This is a genomic window from Rossellomorea arthrocnemi (assembly GCF_904424705.1).
Taxonomy (GTDB): Bacteria; Bacillota; Bacilli; order Bacillales; family Bacillaceae_B; genus Rossellomorea; species Rossellomorea arthrocnemi.
In genome coordinates, this window is record NZ_CAJGBF010000003.1 from 110244 (window position 1) to 124671 (window position 14428).

The 14428-nt window shown below is 42.2% G+C and carries 12 protein-coding genes; all 12 read left to right on the top strand.

What is annotated here, in order from left to right:
- The first annotated feature begins 20 nt into the window (after window positions 1–20).
- The 12 genes from pyrH (at window position 21) to BAA9072_RS06230 (ending at window position 14428) form a co-directional block, all read left to right on the top strand.
- Complete coding sequence (gene pyrH, locus BAA9072_RS06175; RefSeq protein WP_034760174.1) at window positions 21–746, top strand: UMP kinase; 726 nt, start codon at window positions 21–23, stop codon at window positions 744–746.
- On the top strand, window positions 746–1303 hold the full coding sequence (gene frr / locus BAA9072_RS06180; RefSeq protein ID WP_201713813.1) for a ribosome recycling factor: 558 nt from the start codon (window positions 746–748) through the stop codon (window positions 1301–1303). The genes pyrH and frr overlap by 1 nt, the downstream gene beginning before the upstream one ends.
- Window positions 1304–1581: 278 nt before the next feature.
- Window positions 1582–2373: an isoprenyl transferase gene (locus BAA9072_RS06185; protein ID WP_201713814.1), complete on the top strand. Its 792-nt coding sequence runs from the start codon at window positions 1582–1584 to the stop codon at window positions 2371–2373.
- A complete protein-coding gene (locus tag BAA9072_RS06190) occupies window positions 2373–3158 on the top strand; it encodes a phosphatidate cytidylyltransferase (RefSeq protein WP_201713815.1) in 786 nt (261 codons plus the stop codon). Before BAA9072_RS06185 ends, BAA9072_RS06190 begins: the two co-directional genes overlap by 1 nt.
- Before the next feature lie 40 nt (window positions 3159–3198).
- On the top strand, window positions 3199–4341 hold the full coding sequence (gene dxr / locus BAA9072_RS06195) for a 1-deoxy-D-xylulose-5-phosphate reductoisomerase (RefSeq protein ID WP_201713816.1): 1143 nt from the start codon (window positions 3199–3201) through the stop codon (window positions 4339–4341).
- A gap of 121 nt (window positions 4342–4462) precedes the next feature.
- Complete coding sequence (gene rseP / locus BAA9072_RS06200) at window positions 4463–5719, top strand: RIP metalloprotease RseP (RefSeq protein WP_201713817.1); 1257 nt, start codon at window positions 4463–4465, stop codon at window positions 5717–5719.
- 147 nt (window positions 5720–5866) lie between these two features.
- Window positions 5867–7570, top strand: a complete 1704-nt coding sequence (locus tag BAA9072_RS06205) for a proline--tRNA ligase (protein WP_201713818.1) — start codon at window positions 5867–5869, stop codon at window positions 7568–7570.
- A 101-nt stretch (window positions 7571–7671) separates the two neighbouring features.
- The gene (locus tag BAA9072_RS06210; protein ID WP_201713819.1) at window positions 7672–11991 is read left to right on the top strand and encodes a PolC-type DNA polymerase III; all 4320 of its coding nucleotides are present in this window, start codon (window positions 7672–7674) and stop codon (window positions 11989–11991) included.
- Window positions 11992–12178: 187 nt separating this feature from the next.
- Entirely contained in the window at window positions 12179–12649 is a 471-nt protein-coding gene (gene rimP, locus BAA9072_RS06215) for a ribosome maturation factor RimP (protein WP_201713820.1), read from the top strand.
- Window positions 12650–12684: 35 nt separating this feature from the next.
- Window positions 12685–13818 carry a transcription termination factor NusA gene (gene nusA / locus BAA9072_RS06220; protein ID WP_201713821.1) on the top strand — a complete coding sequence of 378 codons (1134 nt, stop codon included), beginning with the start codon at window positions 12685–12687 and terminating at the stop codon, window positions 13816–13818.
- A gap of 12 nt (window positions 13819–13830) precedes the next feature.
- On the top strand, window positions 13831–14100 hold the full coding sequence (gene rnpM / locus BAA9072_RS06225) for an RNase P modulator RnpM (protein WP_201713822.1): 270 nt from the start codon (window positions 13831–13833) through the stop codon (window positions 14098–14100).
- A 10-nt stretch (window positions 14101–14110) separates the two neighbouring features.
- On the top strand, window positions 14111–14428 hold the full coding sequence (locus tag BAA9072_RS06230; RefSeq protein WP_201713823.1) for a YlxQ family RNA-binding protein: 318 nt from the start codon (window positions 14111–14113) through the stop codon (window positions 14426–14428).

Sequence of the window (14428 nt, forward strand, 5' to 3'; positions counted from 1 at the left end):
TCTATTTTATGGAGGTTCCCATGAGCGTTCCAAAATACAAACGTGTCGTGCTGAAACTTAGTGGAGAAGCATTAGCAGGTGATGATGGCTTCGGAATTAATCCTTCTGTCATCAAAAATGTAGCAGAAGAAGTAAAAGAAATCGCTGAACTTGATGTAGAAGTGGCGGTTGTCGTTGGCGGAGGGAATATCTGGCGTGGTAAAATAGGTAGTGAAATGGGGATGGATCGTGCATCTGCAGACTACATGGGGATGCTTGCTACCGTTATGAACTCTTTGGCTCTTCAAGACAGCCTTGAACAACTCGGTATTGAAACAAGAGTCCAAACTTCCATTGATATGCGACAAGTGGCAGAGCCATATATCAGACGCAGAGCCATCCGTCATTTAGAGAAGAAACGTGTTGTGATCTTCGCAGCAGGTACCGGTAATCCTTACTTCTCAACTGATACGACTGCTGCTCTTCGGGCGGCCGAAATCGAAGCAGAAGTGATTCTTATGGCTAAGAACAACGTAGATGGTGTGTATTCAGCAGACCCTAAGAAGGACGAAACGGCTGTTAAATATGAAGAACTTTCCTATTTAGATGTTTTGAAAGAAGGTTTAGCGGTAATGGATTCAACAGCCTCTTCTCTATGTATGGACAATGATATTCCACTTATTGTATTCTCTATAATGGAGAATGGGAATATTAAGAGAGCCATCACTGGTGAAAATATAGGTACAATCGTAAGGGGGAAATCATAATGCCAAACACGATCATAACAAATGCGAAAGAAAGAATGACAAAAGCCATACAAACATTTTCACGTGAGTTAGCAAGTATCCGTGCAGGAAGAGCAAATGCTTCTCTGCTCGATAAGATCTCGGTTGATTACTATGGTGCACCGACACCGGTCAATCAATTAGCTGGAATCTCGATTCCAGAGGCCCGTATGCTTGTCATCCAGCCTTACGACAAATCAGCATTAGGTGATATTGAAAAGGCAATCTTGAAATCAGATCTTGGTATCACACCGACAAGTGATGGAAACATCATCCGAATCGTGGTTCCTGCTTTGACGGAGGAGCGTCGTAAAGAACTTGTGAAGCTTGTGAAAAAAGAAGCCGAAGAAGCAAAAGTGGCTATCCGTAATATCCGCCGTGATGCAAATGATGAATTGAAGAAAAAAGAGAAAAACGGGGATATTACAGAGGATGATCTTCGTGGTTACTCTGATGATGTTCAAAAAGCAACGGACGAAAGCATCGTCAAAATTGATAACGTTGCAAAAGATAAAGAACAAGAAATGCTGGAAGTATAAACATTCATAAACCAATTCTAAGGGGCTGTCCTATAAGTGAACTCATATTCCTTATGGGTCGGTCCCTTTGTTTTAGCTTATAAAGCGACACAAGACAACTTTCCTTTCCATTTCTCAGGATCAAAGGTATATGGTCGTATCGGGGCGAACGATCATACCTTTTACCTTTTATCCATTATACGTTTATACATAATCTATTTTCTTGAAGATATCTTCCTTATTTTTTGATATGATAGTAAGGGCAAATATTTTTTGGATTGTTGGTGGAGGATTTATTTATGCTAAACAAGCTTAAGCAATGGAAACGACAACACACTTCCGAGGAAGTCGATAATCGATTTCAAGAACTACTAAAACACCCGATTCCGGGTCATATAGCAATCATTATGGATGGTAACGGGCGGTGGGCCAAAAAGAGGGCATTGCCAAGGGTGGCCGGACACCATGAAGGTATGAAATGTGTACGGAGAATCACCAAATTGGCAAATGAACTGGGACTCGAAGCCTTGACCTTATATGCTTTTTCGACAGAGAATTGGAAGCGCCCTAAAATGGAAGTCGAGTTTCTTATGAAATTGCCAGAGGAATTTTTAGGAACGTTCCTTCCTGAATTGGTTGAAGAAAATGTTCAAGTGAAAATGATGGGCTCAAAAGACGCCTTGCCAACCCATACGAAGGCAGCCGTAACAAAGGCAATGGAAGCAACCAAGCACAATGATGGACTAATTCTGAATTTCGCTTTGAACTATGGCAGCCGGTCAGAAATCATCGATTCTATGAAGCATGTCTTAAAAGATGTGCAAAATGGAATACTAGATGAAAGTGAATTAAATGAAGACATGTTTTCAAACTATTTGATGACAAAAGATTTAAAAGATCCAGACCTGCTTATTCGAACGAGTGGAGAAATCCGCTTAAGTAACTTTATGCTTTGGCAATTGGCTTATACGGAGTTCTTTTTTACAGACGTACTTTGGCCGGATTTTGGCAAGGTGCATTTAATTGAAGCCATCGAAGCATACCAAGGTCGTTCAAGAAGATTTGGTGGGTTACAAAGTGAGGAATCCTGATGAAACAAAGAATTATTACAGCAGTGGTAGCGGCAGCAATATTTTTACCGATCATTCTTTTTGGTGAAACACCATTTATGATTTTAATGTATCTGATCGCTTCCATCAGTTTATATGAGGCTCTAAAGATGAAGGGACAATGGATTTTTACCATCCCAGGCTTATTATCACTCGCTCTTTTGTGGGTGTTTCTCATTCCAACGGAATCGATCGGAATCATTTCAGATTTCGGGTACTCCAAGATTGAATTAGTATTTCTTGCCGTGTTATTATTTTTGACGTATACAGTAGCGACCAAGAATCGCTTTAATTTTGATGATGTGGCGTATTCTCTTCTAAGCATTTTATATGTGGGTATCGGTTTCTATTACTTCATGGAAATCAGACTGGAAGAGGGTGTGCAGTTTGTATTTTATGCGCTGTTCATTATCTGGGCAACCGATTCCGGTGCTTATTTCATCGGCAGGGCAATGGGGAAGAAGAAGCTCTGGCCTGAGATCAGTCCGAATAAGACCATTGAAGGCTTTGTCGGAGGCATTGTTTGTGCCGTCATAGTCGGCGTCATCATGACGTTTTTCGCAGATCTTGATATGTCCATCCCCAAGCTTGTGATCGTGACAGCGGTTCTATCCGTCTTCGGGCAGGTAGGGGACTTAGTGGAATCTGCTTTGAAACGACATTTCAATGTAAAGGATTCCGGACATTTACTGCCGGGACACGGTGGTATGCTGGATCGTTTCGATAGTTTACTATTTGTATTTCCCCTTCTTCATTTCCTGCTGTAACGCAAAAAGTGGAAGGTTTCAATCGGGAGGAGTGTAGCAGTTGAAGAAAGTCAGCTTAATGGGTGCTACCGGGTCGATTGGGCTACAGACCCTGGATGTCATTCGGGAGCATCCTGAAGAATTTAAATTGACTGCCATGTCAGTTGGCAAAAATATAGAAAAAGCCAGAAAGATGATCATGGAATTCAGTCCCCGGCTCGTTTCTGTCCAGTACAAAGAGGATGCTGAATCATTATCCAGGGAATTCCCTTCATCTATTAAGATTCTACATGGGGAAGAAGGATTGGTGGAGGTAGCCTGTCATCAGGATGCTGACGTTCTGGTGAATGCGGTACTTGGAAGTGTCGGATTATATCCTACACTCCAGGCTATTGAGGCCGGAAAAACGATCGCGATTGCGAATAAGGAAACCCTGGTAACAGCAGGGCACCTTGTAATGGAAGCGGCAAAGAGAAAAGGGACGAGTTTGCTGCCGGTTGATAGTGAACATTCCGCCATCTTCCAGGCACTTCAAGGGGAAAAGGAAAAGAATATAGAAAAATTGATTATTACTGCTTCAGGTGGCAGTTTCAGGGACCGGACAAGGGATGAGTTGGTCGGTGTCACAGTTCATGAAGCATTGAATCATCCAAACTGGTCAATGGGAGCGAAAATCACCATAGATTCTGCGTCCATGATGAATAAAGGATTAGAGGTCATAGAGGCACATTGGTTATTTGACATGCCATACGACCAAATCAGTGTTGTGCAGCATAGGGAAAGCATCATCCACTCGATGATTCAATTCCATGACTCTTCTGTTATGGCTCAACTGGGCACACCGGATATGCGCGTGCCCATTCAATATGCTCTGACGTATCCAGACAGGTTTCATAGACCGGGGAAAAGGCTGGATCTGGTTGAAATCGGTAAGCTCCATTTTGAAGAAATGGATTTGGACCGTTTCCGTTGCCTGGCTTTTGCATATGATGCAGGACGGATCGGCGGTAGTATGACAACGGTCTTAAATGCTGCAAATGAAGCCAGCGTCGCGCTGTTCCTGGATAATAAAATATCTTTCCTTGACATAGAAAGAAATATTGAAAAGGCTATGAATGCTCACAAGGTAATACATAAGCCTGATCTTGAAACCATATATGAAATCGACCTTCATACCCGTCGACTCGTTTCAAGTTGGTTATAGGCAAGGGTCTTTAGCATGTTTACCTGTATTGTAACGTAGAATGATAGTGGACATGTTTCTTGCGGTATACATTAACATATAAATCTGTTACCAACAGGTTATAAAAAAGGTGGTTTTTTATTTGCAAACGGTGATTGCCTTTATTGTTATTTTTGGGGCTTTAGTATTTTTTCATGAGCTGGGGCATCTGATTTTCGCTAAACGAGCAGGGATACTGTGCCGTGAATTTGCCATAGGGTTTGGACCTAAAGTGTTTTCGTATAAAAAGAATGAAACGACTTATACCATTCGCTTGCTTCCTCTTGGCGGCTTTGTACGGATGGCCGGAGAGGATCCGGAAATGGTGGAGCTCAAGGCAGGGCATCGAGTGGGGCTTGTACTGGACCAGGATGAAAAGATCATTAAAATTGTCTTGAATAACAAAGATCGCTATCCTAATATTCGTGTCATCGAAGTGGAAGAAGCGGATCTGGAACATAGACTGCAGATCCGTGGGTATGAGGAAGACGAGGAAGACTTAAAAACATTCCCTATTTCAAGAGATGCTATATTCATTGAAGATGGTGTGGAAACGCAAATCGCCCCGTGGGATCGACAGTTCGCTTCCAAGACCCTTCCACAGCGGGCACTGGCTATCTTTGCCGGACCATTATTTAATTTCATTTTGGCTTTCTTTATCTTTATTCTTGTCGGCCTATTGCAAGGTGTACCTACTAACGATCCTGTACTTGGTGAATTGACTGAGGACGGTGCAGCGAGAGAGGCAGGCCTTCAAAAGAATGACGTCGTCCAAAGCATTGACGGGAAAGAAATTTCCACTTGGGATGATATAGTGACGATTATTCAAAAGCACCCTGGAGACGAGCTGAGATTTAATGTTGACCGGGATGGCTCAAATGCTGAGATTCCCGTAACACCAAAGCCTCAGGAAATCGAGGGGGAAGAGATAGGTATCATTGGTGTTCATAGTCCTGTGGAGAAATCACCGCTTAAAGTAGTGTCAAACAGTGCACAGCAAACCTATGAATGGACCAAAATGATTTTCGTCCTTCTTGGAAAGCTTGTGTCTGGTGAATTTTCCATTGATGCCTTATCGGGACCTGTCGGCATCTATCAGTCAACAGATGTTGTGGCGAAATCAGGAATATACTATTTAATGAGGTGGGCAGCCATCCTCAGTATCAACCTGGGTATCATGAATCTATTGCCAATCCCCGCACTTGATGGAGGGAGACTTCTATTTTTTGCCGTTGAAGCTGTAAGAGGTAAGCCTGTGGATCGTCAAATGGAAGGCATGGTCCACTTTGTCGGATTTGCCCTTCTCATGGTACTTATGCTCGTCGTTACATGGAACGATATACAGAGATTTTTCCTATAAAATTCATCATAGGAATCAAAAACAGGCAGTTTCTCCCTTTGTAATCAAAAAATGAGGGTGTCACTGCCTGTTCATTTAAGTTAAAATAGTGAGAAGGAAATTCTTACACTACATAAATAATTCATATGGTAACTGAGGTGCTAATAAATGAAGCAACAACATACATTCATCCCAACGCTGAAAGAAACACCTGCTGATGCAGAAATAAAGAGTCATCAGCTTCTATTGCGTGCAGGATTCATTAGACAAAATGCCAGTGGTATCTATAGCTTTTTACCGCTGGGAAATAAAGTATTGAAAAAAGTGGAAGAAATCATCCGTGAAGAACTGGACGCGGCCGGTGGTGTTGAATTGCTTATGCCTGCACTTCAACCATCCGAGCTTTGGAAGGAATCGGGTCGTTGGGGAACGTACGGACCGGAACTGATGCGAATGAATGATCGCCATGACCGGGAGTTTGCCCTTGGAGCCACACATGAAGAAGTCATTACAAGTATAGTGAGGGATGAAATTAAATCGTACAAGCGCCTGCCACTAACTATGTATCAAATTCAAACGAAATTCCGTGATGAAAAACGACCGCGTTTCGGACTTTTAAGGGGAAGAGAATTCATCATGAAGGATGCGTACTCTTTTCATTCATCATTTGAGAGCCTGGACGACACGTATAAGGGGTTATTCCAGGCATATTCTAATATTTTCAATAGATGCGGCTTGAATTTCAGGGCGGTCATTGCTGATTCAGGTGCCATGGGTGGAAAGGATACACATGAATTCATGGTGTTATCAGAAGTTGGAGAAGATACGATCGCCTATTCTGATTCATCTGATTATGCTGCGAATATCGAAATGGCTGAAGTGGTTGATTCCTACAACGAATCAACGGAAGAGATGCTGTCATTGGAAAAGGTTTCAACACCAGAAAGCAAGTCCATTGAAGAGGTATCCACTTTCTTATCCGTAGAGAAGGATCAATGCATTAAATCTCTTTTATTTAAAGTCGACGATGAATATGTATTGGTATTATCCCGTGGTGACCACGAAATCAATGAGATAAAAGTGAAGAATCTTTTAAATGCTGAAGTGGTTGAATTGGCGTCAGCCGAAGAAACGAAAGAGGTAACCGGATGCGAAATTGGATCGATCGGTCCAATCTCGCTACCAGTTAAGATTGTAGCGGACCAGGCAGTTAAATACATTCGCAACGGTGTTACAGGGGCAAATGAAGAAGGATACCATTTTAAGAATGTAAACCCTGACCGTGACTTCGAAGTATCCCGATATGCAGACCTCCGTTTTATTCAGGAAGGGGATCCTTCTCCTGACGGAAATGGTACGATTGTATTCGCTAAAGGGATTGAAGTAGGACATGTTTTCAAATTGGGAACGAGATATTCAGAAGCTTTAGGAAGCTCATTCCTGGATGAAAACGGCCGATCTCAGTCCATCATCATGGGATGTTATGGGATCGGGGTTTCCCGTACCCTGGCTGCTGTGGCAGAACAATTCAATGATGATAGAGGTCTTGTATGGCCAGCAAATCTGTCTCCATATGACCTCCATTTAATTCCGATTAATATGAAGGATGAAGCCCAAGCATCACTCTCAAACGAATTATATGACTCATTCAAAGAAAACAGATATGATGTATTAATGGATGATCGAGCTGAGCGTCCAGGTGTTAAATTTGCCGATTCAGACCTGATTGGCCTTCCAATCCGTATAACGGTCGGGAAGAAAGCGGGAGAAGGAATCGTAGAAGTAAAGATAAGAAAAACCGGTGAAATGTTGGAGGTTCATAAAGATGAACTTCTAACTAAACTGCAAGAACTATTCAAGACTCTTTCGTAAATCTTAAAGGGCTCGACTTTAAAGGAGGCAATCCTTTTGCTGTCAGCCCTTTTTATTCTGTAAATAATATGATACACAAGTAGAAAAGGGGGAAAACGAATATGGAAGAAAAGCCCCTGGGCAAAAGAGAAAGGTTTCAATTGTTGCTTCAACAGTTAGGCTTAACTGAAGATGCCTTTGTCCAATATTTCAGACATGCTGAAATTGAAAAATTGGCGGTCTTTCGAAAAGAAAAGAAATGGCATTTCCACTTTACATTTGAAGAAATCATCCCTTGTAACGTGTGGAGTAAATTTTCCATTGCATTGCAAACATCCTTTAAGCATATTGCTAATGTAGGTTATACAATTAAAGTGTTGAACCCTAATGTAACGGACCAGCATATTTTGGATTACTGGCAGGACTGTGTGAAGGAAATTCAAGGAATAGCTCCGCCTTTATTAAAATTATTAAATACTCAAAAGCCTAAAATCAATGGAAACAAAATCATTGTTCAGGCTTCTAATGATACAGAAGCTACACAGTTGAAAAGAAAATACGGTGAAATGATCACCTCGACATTTGAAAACTTCGGTTTTCCCAAATTGGTCCTGGATGCAGAGGTAAGTCAGGTTGAAGAACAAAGCAATGAATATGAGAAATTTTTAGAAGAAAAGCTTAAAGAGGATCAGGAAAGAGCGAAACAGGCTCTTATTGAAATGGAAAAAGCCGAAAAAGAGGGTGCAAGTGATGCACCGAGCGGTCCTTTCATGCTTGGTCTTACAATTAAAGACGATGCTGACTTCCGAAAAATTGAAGAAATTTATGATGAAGAGCGGCGGATAGCCATTGAAGGATATGTGTTCGATTGTGAGACAAGGGAACTCAGAAGCGGCCGTACCCTACTAACATTTAAGGTGACGGACTACTCAAGCTCTATTCTGGTCAAAATGTTCTCCAGGGATAAAGAGGACGCCGCTGTCATGAATAATATGAAAAAAGGTATGTGGGTCCGCTGCCGCGGAAGCATCCAAAATGATACATTTGTTCGAGACCTTGTGATGATCGCAAATGATGTGAATGAAATCAAGCCGGTTCTTAGACTGGACACTGCCCCTGCAGATGAAAAAAGAGTTGAGCTTCACATGCATACCCCAATGAGTCAAATGGATGCCGTTTCCTCAGTGGCAAGTCTGGTGGCCCAGGCAAAAAAATGGGGGCATAAAGCGGTTGCGATAACTGATCATGCTGTGGCACAATCTTTCCCTGAAGCATACAACGCAAGCAAGAAAAACGATATTAAACTTCTCTATGGTGTGGAAGCGAATCTTGTTGATGATGGGGTTCCGATTGCCTATAATGACCGTGACCTTCCCCTTGAAAATAGCACCTATATTGTGTTTGACGTAGAGACAACAGGGCTTTCTGCAGTGTATGATACCATCATAGAGCTCGCTGCTGTCAAAATAAAAGATGGAGAGGTCATTGATAAATTCGAGTCCTTTGCAAATCCTCATCATCCGTTATCTGCTACGACGATTGAATTAACTGGAATTACAGATGACATGGTGCAGACGGCTCCAGAGATAAATGATGTCCTTCACAGATATCATAAATGGGTGGGGGATGATATTCTGGTCGCCCATAATGCATCTTTTGATATGGGGTTCTTGAATGCAGGGTATCAAAAAGCCGGGATTCAAAAGGCAACCAATCCGGTCATTGATACGCTGGAACTGGCAAGACTCCTTTACCCGCAATTCAAGAATCACCGCCTAAATACATTGGCAAAGAAATTCGATATTGAATTGACCCAGCATCACAGGGCGATCTATGATGCAGAAACAACCGGATATTTATTATTGAAAATGCTGAAAGACGCCGTGGAAAAAGGGATCACAAATCATAATCAATTTAATGATTATATGGGAAAAGGTGACGCATATAAGCGGTCAAGACCGTATCATTGTACATTGATCGCCCAGACGGAACAAGGATTGAAAAATCTTTATAAGCTGGTCTCAATCTCCCATATGAATTATTTTTTCCGCGTTCCAAGAATTCCCCGCTCTCAATTGCAAAAGTACCGTGCGGGCATACTGGTCGGTTCCGGTTGTGATAAAGGCGAAGTATTCGAAGGGATGATGCAGAAAGGAAAAGAAGAGGTCGAAGAGAAGGCTCAATTCTATGATTACCTGGAAGTGCATCCGAAAGAAGTGTACCAGCATTTAATTGAATTAGATCTTGTACAAAGTCAGAAAAACCTGGAAGATATTATCCAGAACATTGTTGAACTGGGCAGGGAATTGGATAAGCCTGTTGTGGCGACTGGAAATGTTCATTACCTGAATGAGACAGATAAGATTTATCGAAAGATCCTGGTAGGGTCTCAAGGTGGGGCGAATCCCTTGAACCGCCATGAGCTCCCTGATGTTCACTTCAGAACAACGAATGAAATGCTCGACGCCTTCTCCTTCTTGGGAAAAGACACGGCTAAAGAGATTGTAGTCGATAATTCCAATAAGATTGCCGATATGATAGATGTCATTAAGCCGATCAGAGATGATCTTTATACACCGAAAATCGAAGGTGCAGACGAAGAAATGCGCCGTATGAGTTATGCTATGGCAAAAAGCATCTATGGTGAAGAGCTTCCTGAAATTGTCGAAGCCAGAATCGAAAAAGAATTGAAGAGTATCATCGGACACGGTTTCGCGGTCATTTATTTAATCTCCCATAAGCTGGTTAAGAAATCGCTGGATGACGGATACCTGGTAGGGTCACGTGGGTCCGTAGGCTCTTCTTTTGTAGCGACCATGACAGAAATCACAGAGGTAAATCCTTTACCTCCTCATTATGTATGCCCGTCCTGCAAGAAGTCCGTGTTCTTTGATGATGGATCTGTTGGATCTGGATTTGACCTGCCTAATAAGGACTGTGACGAATGCGGCGTTCCATTTAAAAAAGATGGTCACGATATCCCATTTGAAACTTTCCTTGGATTTAAAGGGGACAAGGTTCCGGATATCGATTTGAACTTCTCAGGGGAATATCAGCCGAATGCACACAACTATACAAAAGTTCTGTTCGGTGAGGACAACGTATATCGGGCAGGTACAATCGGTACCGTGGCGGAAAAGACCGCTTACGGGTATGTGAAGGGATATGCGAACGATCATCAGCTCCAAATCCGTGGAGCGGAAATTGATCGTCTGGTCAGTGGGTGCACCGGTGTGAAGAGAACAACCGGACAACATCCCGGGGGAATCATCGTAGTACCGGATTATATGGATATCTATGATTTCTCCCCTATCCAATTTCCCGCTGACGATTCAAGCTCGGAATGGAAAACTACGCATTTTGATTTCCATTCGATACATGATAACCTTTTGAAACTGGATATTCTTGGACACGATGATCCTACAGTCATCCGTATGCTTCAGGATTTATCCGGGATCGATCCTAAGACGATTCCTACAGATGACCCTGAAGTGATGAAAATTTTCAGTGGTACTGAATCACTAGGTGTGACTGAAGATCAGATCATGTGTAAGACCGGTACTCTCGGAATCCCTGAATTCGGTACGAGGTTCGTCCGTCAGATGCTTGAGGATACTAAGCCGACAACGTTCTCCGAGTTGGTCCAAATTTCCGGACTATCACACGGCACCGATGTATGGCTTGGTAATGCACAAGAGCTCATTCATAATAATATATGCAATCTGAGCGAAGTAATCGGGTGTCGTGATGATATTATGGTGTATCTGATCTACCAGGGACTTGAGCCGTCACTTGCCTTTAAAATCATGGAATTTGTTCGAAAAGGAAAGGGTCTGCAGGATGAATGGGTAGACGAGATGAAGAAGAACGGGGTACCTGATTGGTACATCGATTCCTGCTTGAAGATCAAATATATGTTCCCGAAAGCCCATGCTGCAGCATACGTATTAATGGCTGTACGTATAGCATACTTTAAAGTGCATCATGCCCTCCTTTATTACGCGGCATATTTCACGGTTCGGGCTGAGGATTTCGATATCGAAGCGATGGTGAGAGGATCTCAGGCAGTGAGAGCCAAGATAGAGGAAATTAATAGTAAAGGTCTGGATGCATCACCGAAAGAAAAGAATACATTAACGGTTCTGGAGTTAGCGCTTGAAATGTGTGAAAGGGGCTATAAATTCCAGAAAGTAGATCTGTACCGTTCAGAGGCTGCCGAATTTGTGATTGATGGAGACACATTGATTCCGCCGTTTAACTCAATTCCGGGACTCGGTACTAACGCCGCCATTAATATAGTGAATTCAAGGAAAGATGGGGAATTTTTATCAAAAGAAGATCTACAGCAAAGGGGCCGGGTATCCAAGACCATTATTGAGTACCTGGATAATCATGGCTGCCTGGAAGCATTGCCGGATAAAAATCAATTATCCTTGTTCTAAGAGCGATATCATGGGAATTGTTTGCATAAAAATGTTGATTATGGTATATTTTTATTGGAAATACTAAAGATAGCTCTAAAGGTAGAAGAGTGGGGTCGCACCCCACTCTTTCGTTATTACATGGAGATTTTTTGAACTATCATTTCTAGTCTTGGTGCAAGATTTTCATATAGACCAGGAGGTAAGTATGAGCAAAATAACAACACTTGTAGAAGAAATTGTTACACCAATCTTAGATGACATGTCTCTGGAACTCATCGACATGGAATATGTAAAAGAAGGATCCAATTGGTTTCTTCGTGTATTCATTGACAAAGATTCAGGTGTTGACATTGAAGAATGTGGAATAGTAAGTGAAAGACTTAGTGAAAAGTTAGATGAAATTGACCCGATTCCTCATAATTACTTTTTAGAAGTTTCTTCACCGGGGGCTGAACGTCCTTTAAAGAAAGACAAGGACTTCGAGAAAGCCATTGGCAAAAACGTTTATGTGAAAACGTATGAGCCAATAAACGGCGAGAAAGCCTTCGAAGGGACACTTCTTTCCTATACTTCAGACGAATTATCATTAGAAGTAACCATTAAGACTCGAAAAAAGAAGGTTGAAATTCCAACAGATAAGATAGCCATCGCTCGATTGGCTGTTACCTTTTCATAGGAACTAACCGCATTATAAAGGGGGATGAAACCACCATGAGCACTCAGTTATTAGATGCTCTTACTGTTTTAGAGAAAGAGAAAGGCATTGCAAGAGATGTCATCATAGAAGCAATTGAGGCTGCCCTTGTGTCAGCTTACAAACGAAATTTCAACCAGGCACAAAACGTTCGTGTAGACCTTAACCTTGATACGGGTACAATGAGAGTTTTCGCACGTAAGGAAGTTGTGGATGAAGTGTTTGATTCCCGTCTGGAGATTTCAGTCGAAGACGCCGGGGAAATCAATCCAAGCTATGAAGTAGGAGACGTTGTTGAGCTTGAAGTCACACCGAAGGATTTTGGACGCATTGCAGCTCAGACTGCTAAACAGGTTGTGACCCAGCGGGTGAGGGAAGCTGAAAGAGGCATTATCTATTCTGAATTTGTTGACCGGGAAGAAGACATTATGACTGGGATCGTTCAACGTCAGGATAATCGTTTCATCTATGTGGCATTAGGCAAGATCGAGGCACTTCTTCCTGTGAGTGAGCAAATGCCTAATGAAACATATAAGCCTCATGACCGGATCAAAGTGTTCATTACAAAGGTTGAAAAGACGACAAAAGGTCCTCAAATCTTTGTTTCGAGAACACACCCTGGATTATTGAAGCGACTTTTTGAAATTGAAGTTCCCGAAATCTTTGATGGAACAGTAGAAATCAAATCAGTTGCAAGAGAAGCCGGTGACCGCTCGAAAATTTCTGTCCACGCGGAAAATTCCGAAGTGGATCCAGTTGGTGCTTGTGTAGGTACTAAAGGTGCCAGGGTACAAGCCATCGTAAACGAATTAAAAGGCGAAAAGATCGATATCGTCCAGTGGTCGGAAGATCCGGTTACTTTCGTAGCCAATGCACTGAGCCCGTCTAAAGTATTGGATGTTCAGGTGAATGAAGAAGATAAAGCAACAAGAGTCGTCGTTCCTGACTATCAACTGTCCCTTGCCATCGGTAAACGTGGTCAAAACGCTCGTCTTGCAGCTAAATTGACAAACTGGAAGATCGATATCAAGAGTGAGACGGATGCACGTGAATTAGGGTTGTATCCTCGCGAAGAGGCATTTTTACCTAAGGATGAAGAGGACGAGTATGACAATGAGCCTTTAAATATTGATTTTGAAAATCAAGATTAAGAGGTGAGTAAGATGAGTGTCAATAAGAAGATCCCATTGCGAAAATGTGTGGCAACGGGTGAAATGAAACCAAAAAAAGAAATGATACGTATTGTGAGATCGAAAGAAGGCGATGTTTCCATTGATCCGACTGGCAAGAAATCAGGTCGTGGAGCTTATCTCTCAAAGGATAAAGACATCATTTTACAAGCTAAAAAGAAAAATACTTTAGCCAATCAATTACAGGCGAAAATAGATGAATCTCTATACGATGAATTGATTAGCCTTGTGGAGAAGGAGTAACGTTTAGCGTATGAATCAGAATCGTTGGATGTCACTTTTAGGATTGGCGAATCGGGCACGTAAGATTATTTCAGGTGAAGAGCTTGTTATTAAAGAAGTTCGTAATGGACGAGCGAAACTTGTCATTCTTTCCAAAGATGCTTCTGCTAATACAAACAAGAAAATCACGGACAAATGTAAATCGTATAATGTCCCGGTGTGCTTAGTGGAAAACAGGCATGATTTAGGTCAAGCCATAGGAAAAGAGGCCAGGGTAGTCGTGGCCGTCCTGGATGCAGGCTTTGCCAAGAAATTATCCGAACTGCTCGATGAATCTCAGTGGGGGTGA

Excerpts from the sequence above, each read along its gene's own strand:
- BAA9072_RS06190 (WP_201713815.1), top strand. The coding sequence starts at position 2,373 with ATGAAACAAAGAATTATTACAGCAGTGGTAGCGGCAGCAATATTTTTA.
- rimP (WP_201713820.1), top strand. The coding sequence starts at position 12,179 with ATGAGCAAAATAACAACACTTGTAGAAGAAATTGTTACACCAATCTTA.
- nusA (WP_201713821.1), top strand. The coding sequence starts at position 12,685 with ATGAGCACTCAGTTATTAGATGCTCTTACTGTTTTAGAGAAAGAGAAA.
- pyrH (WP_034760174.1), top strand. The coding sequence starts at position 21 with ATGAGCGTTCCAAAATACAAACGTGTCGTGCTGAAACTTAGTGGAGAA.
- BAA9072_RS06230 (WP_201713823.1), top strand. The coding sequence starts at position 14,111 with ATGAATCAGAATCGTTGGATGTCACTTTTAGGATTGGCGAATCGGGCA.
- BAA9072_RS06205 (WP_201713818.1), top strand. The coding sequence starts at position 5,867 with ATGAAGCAACAACATACATTCATCCCAACGCTGAAAGAAACACCTGCT.
- frr (WP_201713813.1), top strand. The coding sequence starts at position 746 with ATGCCAAACACGATCATAACAAATGCGAAAGAAAGAATGACAAAAGCC.
- BAA9072_RS06185 (WP_201713814.1), top strand. The coding sequence starts at position 1,582 with ATGCTAAACAAGCTTAAGCAATGGAAACGACAACACACTTCCGAGGAA.
- BAA9072_RS06210 (WP_201713819.1), top strand. The coding sequence starts at position 7,672 with ATGGAAGAAAAGCCCCTGGGCAAAAGAGAAAGGTTTCAATTGTTGCTT.
- rnpM (WP_201713822.1), top strand. The coding sequence starts at position 13,831 with ATGAGTGTCAATAAGAAGATCCCATTGCGAAAATGTGTGGCAACGGGT.